This is a genomic window from Nocardia sp. bgisy134 (assembly GCF_057708325.1).
On the sequence record NZ_JBYIRW010000001.1, the window covers coordinates 717,675 to 735,676 of the forward strand.

21 protein-coding genes are annotated in these 18,002 nt (G+C 63.1%); 15 read left to right on the forward strand and 6 right to left on the reverse strand.

Annotated features, from left to right (window positions below):
• Positions 1-153: 153 nt before the first annotated feature.
• Entirely contained in the window at positions 154-606 is a 453-nt protein-coding gene (locus AC3ERS_RS03180; protein WP_431963240.1) for a TY-Chap domain-containing protein, read from the forward strand.
• Between the two features lie 60 nt (positions 607-666).
• Here AC3ERS_RS03180 and AC3ERS_RS03185 read toward each other — a convergent pair whose 3' ends face one another.
• The 3 genes from AC3ERS_RS03185 to AC3ERS_RS03195 all read right to left on the reverse strand — a co-directional run bounded on the left by AC3ERS_RS03185 (position 667) and on the right by AC3ERS_RS03195 (position 3,333).
• Positions 667-1,710, reverse strand: a complete 1,044-nt coding sequence (locus AC3ERS_RS03185) for a tyrosine-protein phosphatase (protein ID WP_431963242.1) — start codon at positions 1,708-1,710, stop codon at positions 667-669.
• A gap of 208 nt (positions 1,711-1,918) precedes the next feature.
• Complete coding sequence (locus AC3ERS_RS03190) at positions 1,919-2,344, reverse strand: nitroreductase/quinone reductase family protein (protein ID WP_431963244.1); 426 nt, start codon at positions 2,342-2,344, stop codon at positions 1,919-1,921.
• 170 nt (positions 2,345-2,514) lie between these two features.
• Positions 2,515-3,333 (reverse strand): asparagine synthase C-terminal domain-containing protein, encoded by an 819-nt coding sequence (locus tag AC3ERS_RS03195; RefSeq protein WP_431963246.1) that lies wholly within the window; start codon positions 3,331-3,333, stop codon positions 2,515-2,517.
• Positions 3,334-3,943: 610 nt separating this feature from the next.
• Between AC3ERS_RS03195 and AC3ERS_RS03200 the strand changes: the two genes are divergently transcribed.
• The 3 genes from AC3ERS_RS03200 to AC3ERS_RS03210 all read left to right on the forward strand — a co-directional run bounded on the left by AC3ERS_RS03200 (position 3,944) and on the right by AC3ERS_RS03210 (position 5,711).
• Positions 3,944-4,588 (forward strand): RNA polymerase sigma factor, encoded by a 645-nt coding sequence (locus AC3ERS_RS03200; RefSeq protein ID WP_431963248.1) that lies wholly within the window; start codon positions 3,944-3,946, stop codon positions 4,586-4,588.
• On the forward strand, positions 4,585-5,238 hold the full coding sequence (locus AC3ERS_RS03205; RefSeq protein ID WP_431963250.1) for a hypothetical protein: 654 nt from the start codon (positions 4,585-4,587) through the stop codon (positions 5,236-5,238). The genes AC3ERS_RS03200 and AC3ERS_RS03205 overlap by 4 nt, the downstream gene beginning before the upstream one ends.
• Positions 5,239-5,318: 80 nt before the next feature.
• Positions 5,319-5,711: a hypothetical protein gene (locus AC3ERS_RS03210; protein ID WP_431963252.1), complete on the forward strand. Its 393-nt coding sequence runs from the start codon at positions 5,319-5,321 to the stop codon at positions 5,709-5,711.
• Positions 5,712-6,640: 929 nt separating this feature from the next.
• On the opposite strand, the gene AC3ERS_RS03215 is transcribed toward AC3ERS_RS03210, so the two are convergent.
• Together AC3ERS_RS03215 and AC3ERS_RS03220 are read right to left on the reverse strand one after the other, a co-directional pair.
• Positions 6,641-7,255 (reverse strand): hypothetical protein, encoded by a 615-nt coding sequence (locus tag AC3ERS_RS03215; protein ID WP_431963254.1) that lies wholly within the window; start codon positions 7,253-7,255, stop codon positions 6,641-6,643.
• 18 nt (positions 7,256-7,273) lie between these two features.
• On the reverse strand, positions 7,274-8,512 hold the full coding sequence (locus tag AC3ERS_RS03220; protein WP_431963256.1) for a GmrSD restriction endonuclease domain-containing protein: 1,239 nt from the start codon (positions 8,510-8,512) through the stop codon (positions 7,274-7,276).
• A 298-nt stretch (positions 8,513-8,810) separates the two neighbouring features.
• Here AC3ERS_RS03220 and AC3ERS_RS03225 point away from each other — a divergent pair, with 298 nt between their 5' ends.
• Positions 8,811-9,926 carry an MrcB family domain-containing protein gene (locus tag AC3ERS_RS03225; RefSeq protein ID WP_431963258.1) on the forward strand — a complete coding sequence of 372 codons (1,116 nt, stop codon included), beginning with the start codon at positions 8,811-8,813 and terminating at the stop codon, positions 9,924-9,926.
• A gap of 275 nt (positions 9,927-10,201) precedes the next feature.
• On the opposite strand, the gene AC3ERS_RS03230 is transcribed toward AC3ERS_RS03225, so the two are convergent.
• Positions 10,202-10,420, reverse strand: a complete 219-nt coding sequence (locus AC3ERS_RS03230) for a hypothetical protein (RefSeq protein WP_431963260.1) — start codon at positions 10,418-10,420, stop codon at positions 10,202-10,204.
• A gap of 677 nt (positions 10,421-11,097) precedes the next feature.
• Here AC3ERS_RS03230 and AC3ERS_RS03235 point away from each other — a divergent pair.
• From AC3ERS_RS03235 to AC3ERS_RS03280, 10 genes are all read left to right on the forward strand, one after another.
• A complete protein-coding gene (locus AC3ERS_RS03235) occupies positions 11,098-11,934 on the forward strand; it encodes a hypothetical protein (protein WP_431963261.1) in 837 nt (278 codons plus the stop codon).
• 105 nt (positions 11,935-12,039) lie between these two features.
• Positions 12,040-12,723, forward strand: coding sequence for a GntR family transcriptional regulator (locus AC3ERS_RS03240; protein ID WP_431963590.1), 684 nt, complete (start codon positions 12,040-12,042; stop codon positions 12,721-12,723).
• A gap of 154 nt (positions 12,724-12,877) precedes the next feature.
• Complete coding sequence (locus tag AC3ERS_RS03245) at positions 12,878-13,087, forward strand: helix-turn-helix domain-containing protein (RefSeq protein WP_431963263.1); 210 nt, start codon at positions 12,878-12,880, stop codon at positions 13,085-13,087.
• An 11-nt stretch (positions 13,088-13,098) separates the two neighbouring features.
• Positions 13,099-13,236 carry a hypothetical protein gene (locus tag AC3ERS_RS03250; protein ID WP_431963265.1) on the forward strand — a complete coding sequence of 46 codons (138 nt, stop codon included), beginning with the start codon at positions 13,099-13,101 and terminating at the stop codon, positions 13,234-13,236.
• Positions 13,233-13,565 carry a hypothetical protein gene (locus AC3ERS_RS03255; RefSeq protein WP_431963267.1) on the forward strand — a complete coding sequence of 111 codons (333 nt, stop codon included), beginning with the start codon at positions 13,233-13,235 and terminating at the stop codon, positions 13,563-13,565. The genes AC3ERS_RS03250 and AC3ERS_RS03255 overlap by 4 nt, the downstream gene beginning before the upstream one ends.
• Positions 13,562-13,897, forward strand: coding sequence for a hypothetical protein (locus AC3ERS_RS03260; RefSeq protein WP_431963269.1), 336 nt, complete (start codon positions 13,562-13,564; stop codon positions 13,895-13,897). The genes AC3ERS_RS03255 and AC3ERS_RS03260 overlap by 4 nt, the downstream gene beginning before the upstream one ends.
• A complete protein-coding gene (locus AC3ERS_RS03265) occupies positions 13,894-14,310 on the forward strand; it encodes an RRQRL motif-containing zinc-binding protein (RefSeq protein WP_431963271.1) in 417 nt (138 codons plus the stop codon). Before AC3ERS_RS03260 ends, AC3ERS_RS03265 begins: the two co-directional genes overlap by 4 nt.
• Positions 14,307-15,353 carry a hypothetical protein gene (locus tag AC3ERS_RS03270; RefSeq protein WP_431963273.1) on the forward strand — a complete coding sequence of 349 codons (1,047 nt, stop codon included), beginning with the start codon at positions 14,307-14,309 and terminating at the stop codon, positions 15,351-15,353. The genes AC3ERS_RS03265 and AC3ERS_RS03270 overlap by 4 nt, the downstream gene beginning before the upstream one ends.
• Positions 15,350-17,332 carry a type IV secretory system conjugative DNA transfer family protein gene (locus AC3ERS_RS03275; protein WP_431963275.1) on the forward strand — a complete coding sequence of 661 codons (1,983 nt, stop codon included), beginning with the start codon at positions 15,350-15,352 and terminating at the stop codon, positions 17,330-17,332. The genes AC3ERS_RS03270 and AC3ERS_RS03275 overlap by 4 nt, the downstream gene beginning before the upstream one ends.
• Before the next feature lie 28 nt (positions 17,333-17,360).
• The gene (locus AC3ERS_RS03280; RefSeq protein WP_431963277.1) at positions 17,361-17,963 is read left to right on the forward strand and encodes a hypothetical protein; all 603 of its coding nucleotides are present in this window, start codon (positions 17,361-17,363) and stop codon (positions 17,961-17,963) included.
• Positions 17,964-18,002 lie beyond the last annotated feature (39 nt).

The following is an 18,002-nucleotide window of genomic DNA, read 5'->3' on the forward strand; positions in this document are numbered from 1 at the left end:
CGTCACCTGGGCTGCCGTCCAGCCCCGGAATCTGGGGTGCGATCGGCCGGTCGTCGCGAACACTCCCCAGGCTCTGCCCGCCACGAGGATTCGCCTGGTGTCTCAGGCAGGTCGGCGTATGATCGGGCCCTAGTGCGATCGACCGGGGGAAATATGACCGAGCCGGTGACCACGGATTGGGACCGATTCGTGCAGGCGCTGGCCCGCTGCCTGGCCCAACTACCCTCGCGCGCCACGCTGATCATCGCCGCACCCGGCAATCGCTACGTCCAGTTCGTGCAATTCGACATCAAGTTGTCGGCCGAACTCGCGGGCAATCGCTATCTGGCCCAGCCGATGTCCGCCGACGCCGAGCGGATGCTGCGCGAACTCGGCTGGCAGGCACCGGTTTCCCGGCTCGAGATCGACAACTGGCAACGCAGCCTGTTCTGGCCACTGGCCGAGCACGTCCTGGTCGAATTCTCTCGATCCGTCGCTCTCGGCTTGCAACACGCGCTCGGCGTGCGCGCGCCGAGCGAACTGCGCGCCATGGGCTGGACCGAGGCGTCCGGCGATCTGGATCTCACCGTCCTCGGGCTCGTCCCGAAACCGAGCACCGACAACTGAGACCTCGGAACAGCGCCGAGCCCCCGCCACCTCGGGTGGCGAGGGCTCGGATCAGAGGTTTCAGCTGACCAGGTTCTTGCGCAATTTCAGGATCGTGCCCGGATCCAGCCCGAGGCCCTGGGTGAGGAACTTTCCGAAATCGCCGTAGCTCTGTTCCATCTGCTGGATGGCGGCGTCCAGGTAGGCGTCCCGCACCTCCTGCAACGGGATCAGCAAGTCCGGATTCTGCATCAGCCCGGCGCGTTTCACGTCCTCGCGCAGCTTGGCGTCCGCGGCGGCGCGGTACTGGTTGGACAGCAGATAGTCCTGCCGCGCGGTGCCTTCCGGCACGCCGACGGCGCGCAGCACCACATAGGTGAGCCAGCCGGTGCGGTCCTTGCCCGCCGTGCAGTGGTAGAGCGTGGCGCGGTCGGAGTTCGCCAGGTCGCGGATCGTCTGCCCGAAAGCGTTGCGCGAGGCCTCGTTCAGGAAGCTGCGATACACCCCGGCCATGATCTGCTCGGCCCGCCCGTTGCCCAGCAGCTCCTCCTGCTTCTGCGGATCCCGCGACTGGATCGCTTGCAGCATCTGCTGGAACAGCCCGGTGTCGTCGATCGGTCGTGCGACCGCCGAAACACCCGCGGGCAGCTTGTCCTTCCCCGCGAACTGCACCTCGGCCGGTGTCCGGAGATCCACCGCCGCCCGCAGATTCAGCGTACCGAGCTTCTGCACGTCCGCATCGGTCAGCTTCTCCAGCGAATCGGCCCGAAACGCCTTGCCGGACTTGACCCGAGCCCCGTCATACGTCCGATACCCGCCGATATCCCGGACATTGACGGCCCCCTGTAACTCGATGCGAGCCGCCGCCTCCACGGTCGGCTCGGCCATCGCACTGGGCGCAGCAGGGGTCGACACCAAGGCCAGCGCACTGAGCGCCGCACCGATGAGAGCAATGAATGAAATCTTCATGCCGGGCGACACTAGAACGTGTTCTAAGGGAGTTCTCAGGTTCGTCTCGGTCCACCCGGTGAGCGGGATTTCCAATCCGCCCAACGGGATCCAGGGTTTCCGGCCGCAGCTCCCGCGAATTGCTTCGGCGCAGCTGTCGGCAACCTCTTGCTGCACAAGGCGATTGTGTGGTGAGCGGCCCGTAGTCGTAGTTGCCACCTCGTTGCCGGAGCGTTCGAAGTCGAGCGCGCACTTGGTCGAAATCGTTGCTGCTGAAGTCGATCACGTACTTTTCCGGCTCGACGCTGCGGGCATCTTCGGCGCGTTCGGTCCGTCTGCCGAGCGCTCGGGCTGCGATGCGACAGCAGTACGCAGTAACTGCCGGTTACGGCGTCAACAGCACAAGCGGGATCTCCCTGGAAGTCCTTCGCTGGAAACGGTCGTACCCCTTCCATGTCTTACACACGCGTGGCCACAGCGCCGCGCGTTCGTCGGCGGTGGCTACGCGCGCGGTCATCGACTGTTCGGGACCGTGCTGCACGGACACCCTGACCGCCGGCGTCTCACGCAGATTCAGAAACCACTCCGGATGCGCGGCATCACCCGCCCGCGACCCGACGATCACGATCGTGTCGCCCTCGACGATCGGAGTCATCAGGACCACGGTGTGCTCCCGCCCGGACTTGCGCCCGATCGTTGTGAGCTCGAGCGTCGGCATCCCCGCCACTTTTGTTCCCGCCCGTCCGTGGCTGAGCGCGAGCAGGCGGCGGTGCGCCCAGTTCTGGACCTTCAGTCGAATTGTGTTCGCCATGGCAATCGGGGATTCCGGCAGACGGAGGCTCCCCCTCCTCACTACGCTCTAACACGTCCGTCCCTTCACGGTACCGAAACGGGCCAAGCCCCGGCGTCGAAGCATTGCCGAGGCGCGCTCTCCCGTTCTCGCCGGGCTTTCGGCATGGCATGTGCCCCCGATTGGCGGCCCTAGCGGTTCTCGAGGATGGAGAGATACAGGCGGGTCGCGACGGCCTCCGCGTCCTCGGTGCGCGGGTCGGCGTAGGTCTGCGCGCCCGGCAGATTCGCGGCATAGGTACGGGCAGCGGCGGCGAGAACGGACATGAGGCCGGAGGACCGCTGAATGGGCGACTTCGCAGCCCAAGCGAGAGACTTGACCTCGGCGGGCAGCTGTCGATCGGCAGCGATCCGCAATGCGAGCTTGTCCACCTGCCGGCCATCATGCGCGCCGAAAAGCACTGGCGGCGCGAACTGTTCGGCGGCATGCCACCAGCGCACGGTCTGGAAGACGTGGACGAGCCGATCGGCACGGTCATCGAGAAGCGCCGAATAGAAGTGCGGAACCAGACGCGCTTCCCGGAAGTTCGCCGCCGACTCGGCGCGGATGAGCTGATCGAGCTCCACGCGCGCCTCATCGGATCCCACCGCGTACGACAGCTTCCGTCCTCCACCGAAGATCGCGTCCGCGCCACTACCTGTGAGGATCGCCCCGAGATCGTCGATGATGTCGAGGCGGCGGCGGGCAGCGAGAATCGGTATCCCAGCGGTGACTTCCCACAGTTCCGACGTCCCGAGTCGCGCCATCACATCCCGCGCGAGATCGACGACCTCAGCCGCCGAAAGCCGGACGATATCATGGCGAAGCCCCAGCGCCTTCGCCGCGGCGGCCGCATTGCCTTCGTCGGACTGCCCTTCGGTCACGATCGTGATCGCGATCGGTCGCATCCCGAGTGAAACCGCCACGGCCGCAACGTATATCGAATCAACACCACCGCTCAGCAGCACCATCGGTGTGCCGACGAACCTGTCCAAAACCGCCGCGATGCGTGAGCGAGTCTCAGCGGCAACGATCTTCGCGGCTTCCTCTGGATCGGTGACGACTCGCGCCCCTGGATTCGGCTGCGCGATCACGTCACCGAGCAGATCGGTGACGAACTGAAGCGGTTCGGAGGTCTGCGGCGCCCAGCTGGCTACATCGGTCATGCCACCGTTCTAGCTGCGCCGACCCAGAAGTGCTTAAGCTGTCGTCGAGTGGTTCCGAACTGAGCTCTCATCATCACTACGCTGGAGTTATCTCGCGGTTCCGGCGTGTCGGCGTGGTGGTCCAGGGTGTGTCTCAACATTCGCTCCCAGTTCTGCGACTACTAGGTATGACGCTAAAGCGGGTTACCGGAAGGCGGCGTGCAACGGCGCGCCAGCCAGTGTGGTGTTCTACGTGCGTTCCACTGCCGACCGTGGCCGGTGCCCAGTTAGCACGCTGGTTCCAGCGTCTAACGCCACATGACCGATCCTGGAGCGTCGACGTCCGGTATCACTACCCCCAACGCTTGGGCGCTAACCACACATCTCTCCTTGAAGGCTGGGAGACGACAGGTGTCGGTTGGGGGATGTCTGCAAGATGACCGATTCTTCAGTCAATCGAGGATCCGCCGAAGCGCAGCAGAGATTCGAGGAGATCTTTCGTCGCCATTCGCCCGCCGTGTTCCGGTATGCCCTCAAATCGCTGAGCGGGGACGCAGATCGTGCCAACGAGATAGTTCAAGAGGTTTTCACCGCAGTTTGGATTCAGCTCGACCGCGATTTTTTGAAAATGTCCGACTACTCGACGCTACCAATGATAATGAAGATTGCCACGCGCCGAGTCGCAGATTGTGTGCGCCGGCGCCGAAAGAACGTCATTCTTGTACCGGATTATGTAGACGATCAAGTCTCACTGCTCGCGCCACATGGAAGAATAAATCCGCTCGACCTGATGCTTAGTGAGCTGGATCTCGAACACTTCCGAGACATGCTGCTAAATGAGCTTACCGATAACGAGTATCAGGTAGCGCTCATGTCGTGGGAGCTCGGGTTCAGCGACTCCGAGATTGGGGAGGTCATGGGAATTCTTACCGTGACCGTGCGATCGCATAAAAGCAGGGCGCGCGCCAAAGTCCACGCCATCGTTGAACGAGGTGACCATCGTACAGACAATTCAAAAGAAAATTTAGGAAGAAATTCCTCAAATTTGAGGAAGAGTAGCGGAGGTGAAGTAATAGCATGAATATTGGAATGGAAAGGAACTGTAACGGTTCGGTTGACGATTACGAAACAAGCCAAGCGTGCGTCGATGATGCACAACACAATACGGAAGTGCAGTACGACGTTGAGGCCGGCCTTAAGCAGCTACGGCGACGGCTCGGCTTTCATTACCAGCCAGAGAATTTGTGGGCAGGCCCCGCGCGGAATGCAAACGGGAGAACTGTCGAATCGGTGCCGACGGTTGCAGCTGACACTCCGAGAGAATCAGCGGACAGTCGACGCCGCGAGGTCGTTGAACGCATCGAGGGCCTGATTATCACTCCTCTCAAGATATCGAGCGTGATCTCGCCGGAAGTGGCCGTCCGTCTGGGCGATGGGAACAATGGAGAGCGGTGGGCTCTCAGTTGGTTACCTAAGACAGTTCTCACTCGGCGGCAGGCGATAAGCGCGATGGTTATCGATGAAATTCTTGCCGATCCGAAGGAACTTGACAGTGCCGCGATCATTTCTATTCTTCGTGAGCTTTCAGAAGACCTGGGGATGTCGCTGGAGAATATGCTCTTGAAACTCTCATCAATAAAGACTGATTGCTATCCTCGTATGCCTCGCAATGGTGTTTCGAGGCAGTCGCTGTCGTTGACGGTGGATGCGGAATCGGAGATTGCGCAATAAGGCCATTGGTAATTTCACTAACGCGGTACTGTGAATAGTGGCGGGGAGCCGATAAAAAGGGTCATGCTCACGAGAGAATCTTGCATTTTGTCGCGCGCAGCAACGAAATCGTCAACGTAACCTGCCACGTTTGCGCAAGAATATCGGATATTCTCAACCTTTCATTTGCAACCAATAGAAATGAGCGCCAAGCGATGCCGCACTCTTCTAATAATTTCTTGCCCACTTTGCCGGCTGCCGGTAGTTGCTGTCCGGAAATGCGCGGCAATAGTCCGGTTCTTGATCTCATCGTCTTGGTTTTGACTATCTCTGCGTCGGTTACGATCGTCGTGGTGGGTGATGCCGATGCGACGGTCGTAGCGGCAGTCGGTGGGCTCATTGGCATTGTTTTCGGCGTGTGGCGGAAGCGCGATGCAAAGGAGTCTGCACCGGTCCGCCCGCCGAGCAATCGCGGTCGAGTTGACGCGCCTTGAAACTCAAATGCACTCGGTTTGATAGAAATTCGATTACATTCGCTGCTTTATGTAATTGTCGAACGCTGGGTGCGCTGACCGGGGGGGTCGGCTTCCCGCCAGGTGCGCTTGGGGTCGGTGCGGCCCTCGTCGGTGATAGCGTGGGTGGCCAAGTTGAAGAAGGCGCGCCCCCGACGCCGATCTCGATCCCGCGTGCGCTGACGTTGCTGTTGTCGGCGGCGCACAAGAGGTGGCCGAATGATCACATGGTGAGCAACCGGGGAAGGCAAGCCGTTGCCGCCGTGGATCATCGAACGGCGGTCCGCGAATTGTGACAGGCGGGGCGGTGCCGGGTCTGCCCGATGAGTTCAGCTTCCACGATCTGCGGCACCTCTCCGCGTCGCTGCTCATCTCCAAGGGGCCGACCTCAAGACGGTTAAGGCACGGGTTCTCCACGCCAGCGCCAAGACGACCCTCGACACCTGCGGGCACTTGTGGCCGGACGCAGACGAGTCCACGCGCTTCGCAATCGGTGAAGTGATCGCGAAGCGGGCGGACTCGTTGAAACCGACTGCGGACGAGCTGCGGACGGACTGCGGACGGCGAGCCGGAGCTCGATTCTCTGTCCCAAAACGGGACGAGCCCTCCCGCACCGAAGTGCGGGAGGGCTCGAAACGCCTTGCCGTACGACGACTTACACGTCGAAGTAGAGCTCGAACTACTCACTAGGCGTTTGCCGTTGCTGGCAAGGTTGGCCTGACGCCACCGACCAGCGGGTTTGCCGCTGGTTGCGTTGGCTGGCGAATACTGTTCGCGGAGCTACTGCGTACCTACTGCGTACCAGACGGGGCTACTCGACAGGCGGCGCTGTCGGCAGGAGCTCGTGCGGGGACCGTGCGCGACGTCTGGGTCCAGGATGCCGCACTCAAGAAGCCAGGGCACGGCGACGTCTACGCGATTGGTTGACATGCGCAATCAAGTGCTTCATCGAGTTCGACAAGCAAGCTCATCAAGTTGTCGATGACCAACCACTCTTCCTGAGGCTCGACTAGTTGTCTGGCGCGATTCACTCTGGTGTGGGCCGCCGGATTTCGATTGTCGGCCACGGAGTCCAGACGGTCGAACAGTTGAGCATGCTTGTCGAGGTCGCCATTTCGGAAGCCTAGCGGTATCAGGAGCCCTTTGAGCTTACTGCCATTGATGCCGTGGTTCTTACTCACAAGGTTTCGATACCGTTCAATCGCTTTGTCGATACTGTCAGAGCTCATATATTCCGAATTTTCGACGGGAATAGGAGATTGGCTACTAACTGCATTCCAGACCAGCAAGCACTTTGAGGCGCGGGTGGGCCGACGCTTTCTGTGTTCGGTTGCAGCGATAGCAGCAGTCTCTGCGCATCGGCTTTCGAGGAAGTGTTCCAAATGAGCGCTGGCAAGCAGTCGAAAACCTAACGCGCGCTGATGATCAGCCGCGGTGTATCGAAAGTCGTCCCTTCGTTCAGCGATAAGGCTTGTTTTCAAGACTGAAATCTGCTGCTTGAAAGATATAAAGAGCGGTGATGGCACTATTTCACCGATCCCGCATTAATGCTTCGGAGCATGGGCGATAAGGGTCTCGGCCCTCCTTACTACACTTAGACTGAGCCCTGTTTCCTCTTCCACGGCGCGGCCAAAAGAAATGATCCGTCGCGCAGTAGCCCGAGGGGTCTTCGTCGTCGACTTCAGTGCATCGGAGAATTCGGTGTCCCGGAGGCAGAGTTCTTCGAACCGGTGCTTAAAGGTGTCGCGATGATCTTCTACGATGCTATCGGTTACCTCGGGCGACGAAAGGACCATGCACATCAGGTCGAACACTGCGACATTAAACCGACGAACATATTCAGGATGTTCGCCGTCGATGTAGCGGAGGAAGGTGTTTCCTGCGCCGAAAATCATCTCAGTTCGTTCAATCGACTTTTCGGTAGCCGCGGCATGCTTCTGATACTCTTCTCTCCGGCTCGCCCAATTAGCGTTTCCGTTTTCGCACATTCGATCAAGAAATTCGCGCAGGTTTCCGTCGTAGCTCTCGATTGCTTCCTGGAAAGCGATGCTACGGAGCAGTAGTTCGGCATCTCGCATGCGGAAATCTTCTCGCTTCAGTCGCCGCGCTCGTTGAATCGCCGAACTGTTAGCGGACGTCTCATTAATCCAAGTTGAGAATTCGCCAGGGAAGAGAGCTTGGCGCAGTTCTTGCGGCGACAATGGCAAGCTTCCCTGGTTCAGTCGGCGGAAAACTTCATACAGGACTTCAGTTTTACCCCAATTTCTAACGACGATAGTGCGCACTGGTTGATTCAAGAAGCTCTCAGCCCATTCGGCGGTTTCACTCGATTTTTGGATCTGGTCAAACTTCTTGCCGTTAAGCTGCTCCAGGAAATTCAGTTTGCGGAGCCTGAACGCCCGAAATTGGCCATCAGGTGCCCCAAACTGTTTCATTGTAACGAGGCGCTGTTTTCCATCCAAGACGATGAATCGTTTAGAGTGCTTGTCTTCCGCCAATACCACTTGAGGAACTGGGAGGCCAAGCATCAATGATTCGATGTACCGACTCTTCCGCTCCGCGTTCCAGGCATCACGTCTCTGGAAAGCGGGGTTGATGTCGAAAGTGCGTCCGATTCGATCTAAAAGACTTTGAACGCTCCAGTCCAGTGTGTACAACAGGACATCCTGAACGTCCTCTGCGGTAAGTTTGCCATCACCCTCGGACTCGTCGACGAGCTCGTCAGGGAGTTCGTCCACGGCATCGCTCTGTACGTCGTCGCCGTCGAGGTCCAGTTCGGTCACAGCCCCACCTTCCTATTATGTTGCGCTCTGTCGCAACGACAATAACTCTGATCTCCGGTCAGCTGTAGCGGTTTCTTTGCGCGCACCAGCAGCCTGATCGGCCCCCTACGTCATGAACGGCGGTCCCTACTCTGAGCCGGCGCATGCGAGACTGGCGATCGGTCGAGGCGGCGGGAACACGGGTCTTCAGCTCGTTCGCCCTGGACGGCTTCGCCTCGGCGGCAACTCGTTACGGGGCACTCGACCCGAGGGGGCCTTCCCCACGGCTGTCGGTGGCAGGGGTGTACAGTCTCGAAACATGTTGGGGGATGGTCTCGATGAGGTGCTAAAGCTCCAAGCCCACCGCACCGCTGCGCTCGCTGATCTCTCCATGCAACGGCGAACCGCGATCGTTGAGCGGGAGATTCCACAGCTGCTCGAACCGTGGGTCGCGGCGGTTTTTCCGACATGGAGCGCAGAGGGCAGCGGCGGCAAGGGTAGCGCCTCGGAGGTTCCATGGAGTCGTTACTTCGATCCGGAACTTAGTCCGAGTGCAACCGTCGGCTGGTATGTCGTCTATTTGTTCAGCGCGACGGGCGACGCTGTATATCTGTCATTGAATCAGGGCACCACCACATGGAGCACCGCGATCAAAGACTTTGTGCACCGCCGGCCTGCCGATCTGCTACGGCGGGTGGAATGGGCCCGTTCGGTACTTGCCGCAGATAAGGCTGAGCTCGGTGAATTCGAAGATGTCACCGACTTGGGTCGCAATCGGCTGGCACGTGGCTACGAATTTGGTAACGTTCATGCGATCCGATACGCAGTTGGAGAGATCCCGCCCGATGAGAAGTTGCGTGCAGACTTCGTCGAGATTGGCAAACTGCTTGGGAAGTTGTACGCAGCGGATGCGGCGACCGCATATCTTCCGGGTGACGAGCCTCCGGAAATTGCAGATGCTGATCATGCTGTCGAGGAAGCTGCCGGCAATGCTCGTCATCGCCCAAAGTCCGGCCAGGGTTACCGTCTGAATACTGCTGAAAAATTGGTGATTGAGAAGCATGCAGTCGCCGTTGTCCGAGAGCACTTCGAAGATTCGGGATACAAGGTGCGCGACACTGGCGCAACTAAGCCTTACGACCTGCTAGCTACGAAGGAAGGTGAGACGGTCTACGTCGAGGTGAAGGGCACTACCTCGCCTGGTGACGAGGTAATCCTTACTCGTGGCGAGGTGGAACACCACCGAGAACACTATCCGAACAATGCTCTGGCGGTTCTGCATTCGATCCACCTTGACCGCAATGGTCTCTCCCCAATCGCTTCGGGTGGTATTCTCGCCGTCACGCACGAATGGAAGATCGAAGACGATGCCTTGACTCCGATCTCCTTCCGGTATGAAGTCCCGAAATCGTCACTGCCTACCGATACGGAGTAGGGCTCAGTTCTCTCGGTTCTTATAGATAGACGGCAAGGACTGAATGGTAAACCATACTCTGAGCGGTCGCGACTGACGAATACCGGTTGACCAGGGGCGCGTGCTCGCTACGGTCTGCTCCGGAGGCAGGTCAGTAGTTGTTGGGCTGGTCTTGGCCGGTCAGTTGGCTTCGGTGTTCTCGCGTTTCAGTTCGCGTTGATCCAATGGTGTCTGGAGTGGTTATATCACTAGTGTTTCCTCGACCTCATGGCTGAAAGTAGCTCGCTTCACTCGACCTACGTGAGCTGGCTGGCAAGGCTCACCAGCATTCCAACGACAGTGATCGCGCCGCCCCAAATTGCTACCTTGAAGTCCTTTCCAGCGCTGACGTTCAGATCCGATTTGAAGGTCTCCAGCGCGTCAGCGACAGCAGCGTCCACGTCGGATGCACTAATGCGCGGTGCTCGTTCGACTCTGGCGACGTATTCGTGCAGCTCTGTGATGGCTTCTCGCATGTTACGGGTCTCCGCTGCGAGGCCTTCGATCTGCTGGTCGACTCTCCTCTTGGCCCTGGCGTGGGTGTGCGCGGGACTCTGCCGGGACAACGCCGGGACTGTGCCGGGACTCGCCAACTCCCGGCGCAGTCCCGGCGGCATTCGCACGAAACCCTAGATGAGCTGCGGTGTTTGGCGCTACCCCTCCCCGCTCGGCTTCCCAACTCTCTATGGCTTCGCTGTTCATAGAGAGTTGGGAAGCCGAGCGGGGAGGAACAACACCAAACAAGGGGGAAGTGAGGAAGAAGTGAGAAGTGAAGGGGAGAGAACCACAAAGAAGTAACCACAATGAGGGGCTGGGCTGGCAGAGTGGTTGCGCTGGGGGAGCGCCGGTTGCGTTCTCGACGCGCTTGGGTGTGTGGTTGCGGTAAGTGGGGCGGCTGCGGTTGGGCACGCGACTAATCGAGCGGGGCAATTCGGATACCGCAGTCCGTCCTGTACGCGACCGAGCGCCCGGGGCCGGAAGGTGGTGCAGTGCGGTCAGCGGGCGTGTCGATGGGGACCACAACGAGGAAGTGGTGCCCGTCAGCGTCGACTCGCGGCCTACCCCTGACGGCGCAAACCGACGCCAGTCGGCGAAGCGCCGACCTCCGCTGTTCCAGCAACCCCTGTGGGCCGCAATCGGCACAATCGACCGTGTGACGGGATTCCTACTGACGCCAGAGCGTCGAGACGAGCTAGCCGAGCTGCTCGACGACCAAGAACGTTTCCGCACCGAGCATCCGAGGGTCGCCGACTACCTCGAGACCTCCCCGAGGTTGCCGGGGACTGGCGACGATGACGCCGATCGGGCGTTCGATCTGCGAATGCTCCACTACATGACCGGCGGCGAGAGCGAAAACCCGTACTGGGACATCGTCGCGCCGGCCGTCGTCGCGCCAGCCGGAGGTCGGCAGCGCCGAGAAGTCAACGGGGGGAGGCCAAGCGGGAGTGCCCGTCTCGCGTTCGCACAGACGGTGCTCCAGGAGGCATATGCGTATGCGATCCCATCTCCTGAAACGCTCGCGTGGATAGGCAGGGTCCGCAATGGCCGCAGCCTGCTCGAGGTTGGTGCGGGGCGCGGGTACTGGGCAGGCCAGCTACGGCGACTCGATATCGAGGTGCTTGCGTACGATTCGGAGCCGCCCGACCAAGTGGATAACGTTTCGTTCCGGGGCGGCGCCGTGTGGGGCCATGTCGGCGATCTCGACGAACTCGCGGCGGCACGCACGGAGGGTGCCGAGTCCGACTGCGTGCTGTTCCTCTGCTGGCCGCCCGGTTGGGGCGATCCGATGGCGCTCGAAGCGCTTGAGTCGTATGAGCGTGCTGGCGGGGATCGGCTGATCTACATCGGCGAGGCGCGCGGCGGAAAGACGGGCACCGACGGCTTTTTCGACAAACTCGCGACGGAATGGAATCTCGAAGACGAAGACACTCAGTTCGTCACATGGTGGAACTTGCAGGACCATGCTCAATGCTGGTCGCGCCGAGGGTAAAGGAGGGTAACTCGGCAAATAGCCCGGAATAGTTGTCTGTATACGCAGTTGCGTATACAAAGAGTGGGCGGTTTTTCGAGTTCTCAACTATTGAAGGGGTTTCATATGTCAGAGCCAGCATATGTACGGATTGCGGGGGAGTACGCCCGGCAGATCCGATCCGGTGAGCTCCCTCCTGGGACGCAGCTGCGTAGCTACTCCGAGCTGGGGGAGCGCCACGGCGTTTCGCAGATCGTGATCCGCAAGGCGGTCGAGCTGCTGCTCGGTCAGGGGCTTGTCCGGAGTGTGGCGCGCCGCGGTGTGTTCGTCGCGGACCGGCCGAACCTCACCCGGGTGTCGCCTGAACGGCAGTTCGAGAGCCCCGAGACGACGTTCGAGAACGAGTCCGTCGAACCCGTGGAGGTCGAGCGGGATACCGCGACGATCGCGGCGACGGACGCGCTGGCCGAAGCGCTTGGCATCGAGGCTGGCGCCGACGTGACGCACGTGATCACGCGCGCGAGTGAGGGAGGGCGCCCGATCTCAGTCTCGGACAGCTATCAGCCGTTGGGTGCGGCAGATGTCGAGACCGCCGCATTCCTCGAGGAAACGATCGCTGACGCTCTGCCGGAGGAGCGTCATGCCGAGTGGCTCCGCACCCCATCTGGTGAGCTGGTCAAGTCCGTGTATCAGCGCTACCTCGACCGTGACAACCGTGTGCTGATGATCTCCAAGGTCTCGTACCCGCGCGATCGCTACGACTCCTTCCTCTTCCGGATGGCGCTCGACCCCGAGGGCGCCGCCTCCTAGCTCAGGGATTCCCTGCCAAAGGGCCCGATCGGGTAACTGATCGGGCCCTTTGTCATGTCCGACGGGCGCTGTGTATACGCAATCATTGTGCGTATACACAACTGCGTATACAGTGATGCGTATACACAATGACAAGTCGCCAAAGGAGTGACACATGAGCAGGCGAAACCTCTCCAACAGCAAGACACTGATCAGCCTCCGAGACGCCGCCCAGCTCGCCGGTGGGGTCCACCCCAGGACCGTGCGGCGCTGGGTCGACGGTGGTCTCCTGGAGGGCTTCCAGGTCGGCCCGCGCCTCATCAAGGTCGACCGCGACCAGGTCCTCGCGTTGGTCCGGCCGCTGCACCAGGGCGGGGCAGCGTAATGAGCCTCCGAATGGTCCTTTTAGCCGTGTCGGCTATGGCCGTTGGCTACCTCCTGCTGACCGCGCCGGAGCTGATCGGGTTCACGTTGATGCTGTTCGGCGCGGTCGCGCTGTGGCGGTCCTCGCGTCGGTGGGGGGTGCGGCGATGAACCAGGACCAGCAGCCGACGCACGGGTACCTCGTTGCCCCGCACGAGCGGGACAGCATCGGTCGGCACACCCTGAACTCGCTGTCGGGCCCGGAGTTCACTGGCGCGGGTGCTGTTTTCGCGCCGCTGCGTGCTCTTCCGCCGGGTGGGCAGTTGCTCGTGTTGGCAGTGATGCTTGCGGTCGGTATGGCCGGGTGCACCGCCGCATGGGTCGACTACCAGGACTACACGCCTTCTCCGAACGTGTGCCGCGCCGCGGACGCCGGAGTTCCGGCGGAGCGGCCGGGGTCGTGCATCCCGCGTGAGCGGTTGACGGGGGTGCCGCGATGAGCGCGCCGGACCGCCGCCGGGAGCACGCCGAGTTGGAGGCGGAGTACCAGCGGTTGGACACCGCCCAGGGCGTGCTGTTCGACATGGTGTACGCCGCTGGGGACACGTCCGCAGCGAAGGGATTCCGCGACAACGACTTCGAGTCATCGAGGACCCAGTACGCCGGGTGCAAGCACACAGAGGTGTATGCCGAGAAGTCGGCGGTATGGGACCTGCTGCTCGATTACCGCCATGGCTCGGAGATGGCCGCGAAGATCCGCGCCAAGATCGCCGCTGGCCGGGCCGACCGTGAGCAGCGGGAACGTTCCCGCGGGATCGAGCGGTCGCGATGAGCAGAAGCCGTTTTCACGATCCGGAGGGCCGCGAGTTCGGTGTGCCGACGTGGCCGTGGGGTTTGGCGCCGCAGCATCTGCGGACCCGCCGCCAGCTGGCCCGCGAAGGGTTGCGGCCCGCCGGTGAGCACGAGGCGCAGGTACTGCGCGCGCGGAGCGGGTCGCGTGGCCCGTTGACAGCGCATCTGTTCGACGCGGAATCGGCTGTGCCGAAGCGGGTTCCGAGCCGAGCGCAGCTGGAGGCGCTGGAGTTGGCGCGGTGGATGCGGTCGGCGGACGCGTGCGAGCGGCGCGGGATCGACGCGACGGATATGCGCGAGGTGATCGAGCAGGCCCGCGCCGATATCGCCGCCCGCCGCCGCAGCGCCGGTCGCAGCCGCGAGCAGCGGCAAGGAAGGGAGCGAAGCCGATGAACCACAACACGAAGGCCCGCTACGCCGAGCTGGAGTTGCAGCACCGGCCGCAGGTGGTGGAGGGGCTGCGCTGTGCAGGGATGTCCTACAGGGAGATTGCACGCACGCTGGAGATCTCGGCCCGCAAGGTCGAAGCCGTCCTCGGCGAGGCCGCCGCGCTGCGCGCCAGCGGGCACAGCCACGCCGAGATCGGCCGAGTCATCGGCCTGCCCCGCACCACCGTGCAGGACATGCTGCGTGAGCCGAAAAGGGCGCAGCTGACCGAGCGGAAGACGGCCGCAGCGGTGGCGCTGGTGGAGATGCACGCCATGCAGATCGACGTGCTCGCCCACTTCCTCGGCATGGGTCGCAACCACACCTACATGCTGGTCGCCGAACTGGAGCGAGTGAAGTTGGTGCGGCCGTTGCAGCAGGTGCAGCCGGGCGCGAAATGGGTTGTGCCGACGCGGGATACCGCAGCGCGGTATCTGGGGTGGCGGCCGAAGGACTGGACGCCGCCGCTGATGTACGCCAACCACTACCGGGCGGTCGCGCAGGCGCGGATCATGCTCGTCGGCTCCGATCCGGCCCGCTGGGTCTCCGAGCGTCGTTTGCGGCACGAGGCCGAACAGATGGGCCGCGATGGTGTGGTCAGCACCGGCCGGGCCCCGCGGTCGGACCGCCCGCACGTGCACGACGGCCGGTTCCTGCGACAGACACGCGCTGGGCGTGAGTGGTGGGCGGTGGAGGTCGAACTCACCCGCAAGACCCGCGAGGCGATGGATGTCGCGTTGCGGGGCGCGATCCGCGCGGCGCGCGATGCCGAGCCGGAGCCGTGTGTCGGCGTGTTGTACCTGTGCCGATCGGCGCAGGTGATCGATGGCGTCAACGCCGCAGCGAACCGTCTGCCCGTCGAGTTCCTCTCGCTGGCAATGGATTTGGTGGTTCAGGACTTCGACGACCGATGGGTCGAGTTCCTGGCCGAGCAGCAGAAGAAGCGGGCCGCCGAGTCGGTCACCGCGCGGGCCCGTCACGGGCTGCACGTCACCAGGGAAGCATCATGAGCTGCACTCCTATCCTCACCCCAACCGACTGCGGGCCCACCGCCACACCGGAACCCGCGCCGCCCGCGATAACGATCTCACCGGAGCCGCCGCCGGGCTTGCCGGAGCTGCCTGCCCCGCCGCCGGTCACCGAATGGAATCTGCCGGACGCATCAGGGCTGGTCGACGTTGCGGGGACGTCGGCGGTGATCGCGGTCGCGATCATCGCGATCCTGATCATGACCGTAGCGGTCGCCGCCGCGTGGCCGCTGGACCCGGGCCGGTTGCGCAACTTCGCGACCGCCGCTCTGGCGCTGCCCGCGTGCTCGGTGGCCGCGGGCGGGTCCTGGACCACCCCGCTGGCCCTGTTGTGGTCCGGCGCGGAAACCCTCGCCGAGGGCGATTGGTCGGGGCTGGCACCGATGCTCGCGGTGACGCTGCCCGCCGGGATGCTGCTGGCGACATGGTGGTGGGCGAACTTCCTGATCAAGAACGCCTCGGTAGGTCAGAAGTCCCTCGCCCGCACCGAACAGGTCCGCGCGGCGATGGCCGAGCGCCGTACCCGTGCGGCGGCGCGCACCGCGAAGGCCGGCGCCCCCTACACCGAGGGCGATTCCATCGTTCTCGGGGTGCTCGCCGAGCAGGTCTCCGCGGCGCCGCTGGGCATGTGGCGGTCGCTGACCGCGCGGCACATGCAGTGGCTGACCGTTCCGCACTCCGATGTTCGCCGCCACCGCGCAATGATCGCCACGACCGGCGCGGGCAAGACCACCATGTTGGAGCGTGACGCGCTGGCGGTGCTGACCACCGAGTGGCGGGCCTGGCACCGCTGGCGCGACGTGCCCGGTATGCGCGCCAGGCACCCGCGCCCGCAGCTGGTGATGATCTCCTGCAAGGGCGGCAAAGACGACCTGGCCTTCGGCGAGACGATCCGCGATGACGCGCTCGCGCTGGGCTTCGACCGGAACCGGATCGGCATGGTCGTGCCCGGCGGGGACCGGCTCGACGTGTGGGACATGCCCGCCCGCGACCTGCGCGCGGTCCTGAGCGATCTGATGGTGGCAGGGGAAGCGAGCACGTCGGAGGGGCAGCACTTCGACGAAATGCGCAAACGCATCGTCTCCCTGGTGGTCGACGCCCCGGCCGGGCCGCCGCGCAGCTCGACGGAGTTCCTGGCCCGGCTGACCGAGCAGACCCTGATCGACGCCTGGGGCGGGGCACCCGATGTGATCCGGCAGGTCGCGGCCTTGCAGGCGGAGAAGGTGCCCCAGCTCGACGACGCGCTGATCAAGATGTCGAACCTGTTCGACCAGCTCAAGGACCACAACGGGCAGATGGTATTCGACGGCGGCCGCGACCTCGACGAGCTGGACGTGCTGTTCGTGACCGTGCCCGGCATGGACCCCGACGCCGGGCGAGCCCAAGTCGCAGCGATCATCCGCATGGTCATGCAGCGCGCGGGCCGCACCGCCGCCGCCGACCGCCGGTCGGTATCGCTCTACATCGACGAAGCCTCCGCCGTCGCGACCGCGCAAGGCTCACTCGGGTTGGAGCAGGTCGCCGAACGTGGCCGCTCCCAAGGGGTTTCGGTCACCTTCGCAGCCCAATCCCCGGAAGGGCTGGCGCGGGATCAGTGGTCGCTGAACCGGCTGTTGAAGGCGTGCGCGGGCGGGGTGATCCTCGGCTACTGCGAGAACGCAGGAGATCTGTGCAAGCACTTCGGGTCCATACGCAGGGCGCTGCCGTCCCGGCATCTGATCAAGGGCCAGCGCCACGGCGACGAAGGCCAGATCAGCTACGGCGAGGAATGGCTGGTCGACCCCGACCGCGTCCGCCAGCTCGCCACCGGCGAAGTCGTCTACGCCAAGGCCGGACACGCCTACTACGGGCGCGTCGTGCCCGTCGACCGCACCCAGCTGCGCCCGCTGCCCGGCACCCACCCGACCCGCACCACCTCGACCGACGCGCCGAGCGCCACCGGCGAAACCGCCGCCGCCTGAACCACTCTCACGAAACGGAGACCCCCTGATGCGTATCGCCCGCAACTTCGACAACGACCCCGACGATAGCCGCAACGAGAAGGACCAGGTCGAGCAGGCCGTCGAACAACTCCTCGACGAGGCCGAGGACTTCCTCGCCGAACACGCCGCGGCCAACCCGTACCACCCCGACACCGGATCGACTGCCGCGGTGGAGCCGCAGCCGCAGCGTCCGGCACCGCGGTTGCGGCTGGTCAAGAACCCCGACCCGACAGTGCCCGTCGAGGACGAGCACCTGCCGACCGTCCTGCGCCCCACCGTCACCGCCCCGCCCCGCCGACGGGTCCCGCGCTGGATGCCCACCGCGCTGCCCGGCTCCCTGATTGTGGTCCTCGCCGCCGCCGTGCTGGCCAACGGGCAGCCGGGTGCAGTGATCGCCCCGATCGCCGTCTACGCCGCCGGGTGGGTCGCGTTCCTGGCCTGGAACGCCGCCTACCGGCCCCCAATCGCCCAGGTCGCCGTCACCACGATCTCGCTGCTCGCCCGCACGATCGCCGCCGTCATCGGCGGCACCGTCCGCACCGCCCGCGCGGTCGTCGACCGGATCGACACCGCCCGCCAGCGCACCGAAACCACCCGCACCGCCCGCTGAGAAAGGAACTGAAACCTGATGCACGACAACGAATATGGC

Bases quoted from the DNA above. Each gene is read 5' to 3' on its own strand.
- AC3ERS_RS03275 (WP_431963275.1), top strand. From the start codon at position 15,350: ATGAGCTGCACTCCTATCCTCACCCCAACCGACTGCGGGCCCACCGCC.
- AC3ERS_RS03260 (WP_431963269.1), top strand. From the start codon at position 13,562: ATGAGCGCGCCGGACCGCCGCCGGGAGCACGCCGAGTTGGAGGCGGAG.
- AC3ERS_RS03200 (WP_431963248.1), top strand. From the start codon at position 3,944: ATGACCGATTCTTCAGTCAATCGAGGATCCGCCGAAGCGCAGCAGAGA.
- AC3ERS_RS03270 (WP_431963273.1), top strand. From the start codon at position 14,307: ATGAACCACAACACGAAGGCCCGCTACGCCGAGCTGGAGTTGCAGCAC.
- AC3ERS_RS03280 (WP_431963277.1), top strand. From the start codon at position 17,361: ATGCGTATCGCCCGCAACTTCGACAACGACCCCGACGATAGCCGCAAC.
- AC3ERS_RS03245 (WP_431963263.1), top strand. From the start codon at position 12,878: ATGAGCAGGCGAAACCTCTCCAACAGCAAGACACTGATCAGCCTCCGA.
- AC3ERS_RS03255 (WP_431963267.1), top strand. From the start codon at position 13,233: ATGAACCAGGACCAGCAGCCGACGCACGGGTACCTCGTTGCCCCGCAC.
- AC3ERS_RS03240 (WP_431963590.1), top strand. From the start codon at position 12,040: ATGTCAGAGCCAGCATATGTACGGATTGCGGGGGAGTACGCCCGGCAG.
- AC3ERS_RS03225 (WP_431963258.1), top strand. From the start codon at position 8,811: ATGTTGGGGGATGGTCTCGATGAGGTGCTAAAGCTCCAAGCCCACCGC.
- AC3ERS_RS03230 (WP_431963260.1), bottom strand. From the start codon at position 10,420: ATGCGAGAAGCCATCACAGAGCTGCACGAATACGTCGCCAGAGTCGAA.
- AC3ERS_RS03250 (WP_431963265.1), top strand. From the start codon at position 13,099: ATGGTCCTTTTAGCCGTGTCGGCTATGGCCGTTGGCTACCTCCTGCTG.
- AC3ERS_RS03205 (WP_431963250.1), top strand. From the start codon at position 4,585: ATGAATATTGGAATGGAAAGGAACTGTAACGGTTCGGTTGACGATTAC.
- AC3ERS_RS03195 (WP_431963246.1), bottom strand. From the start codon at position 3,333: ATGGTGCTGCTGAGCGGTGGTGTTGATTCGATATACGTTGCGGCCGTG.
- AC3ERS_RS03265 (WP_431963271.1), top strand. From the start codon at position 13,894: ATGAGCAGAAGCCGTTTTCACGATCCGGAGGGCCGCGAGTTCGGTGTG.
- AC3ERS_RS03180 (WP_431963240.1), top strand. From the start codon at position 154: ATGACCGAGCCGGTGACCACGGATTGGGACCGATTCGTGCAGGCGCTG.
- AC3ERS_RS03190 (WP_431963244.1), bottom strand. From the start codon at position 2,344: ATGGCGAACACAATTCGACTGAAGGTCCAGAACTGGGCGCACCGCCGC.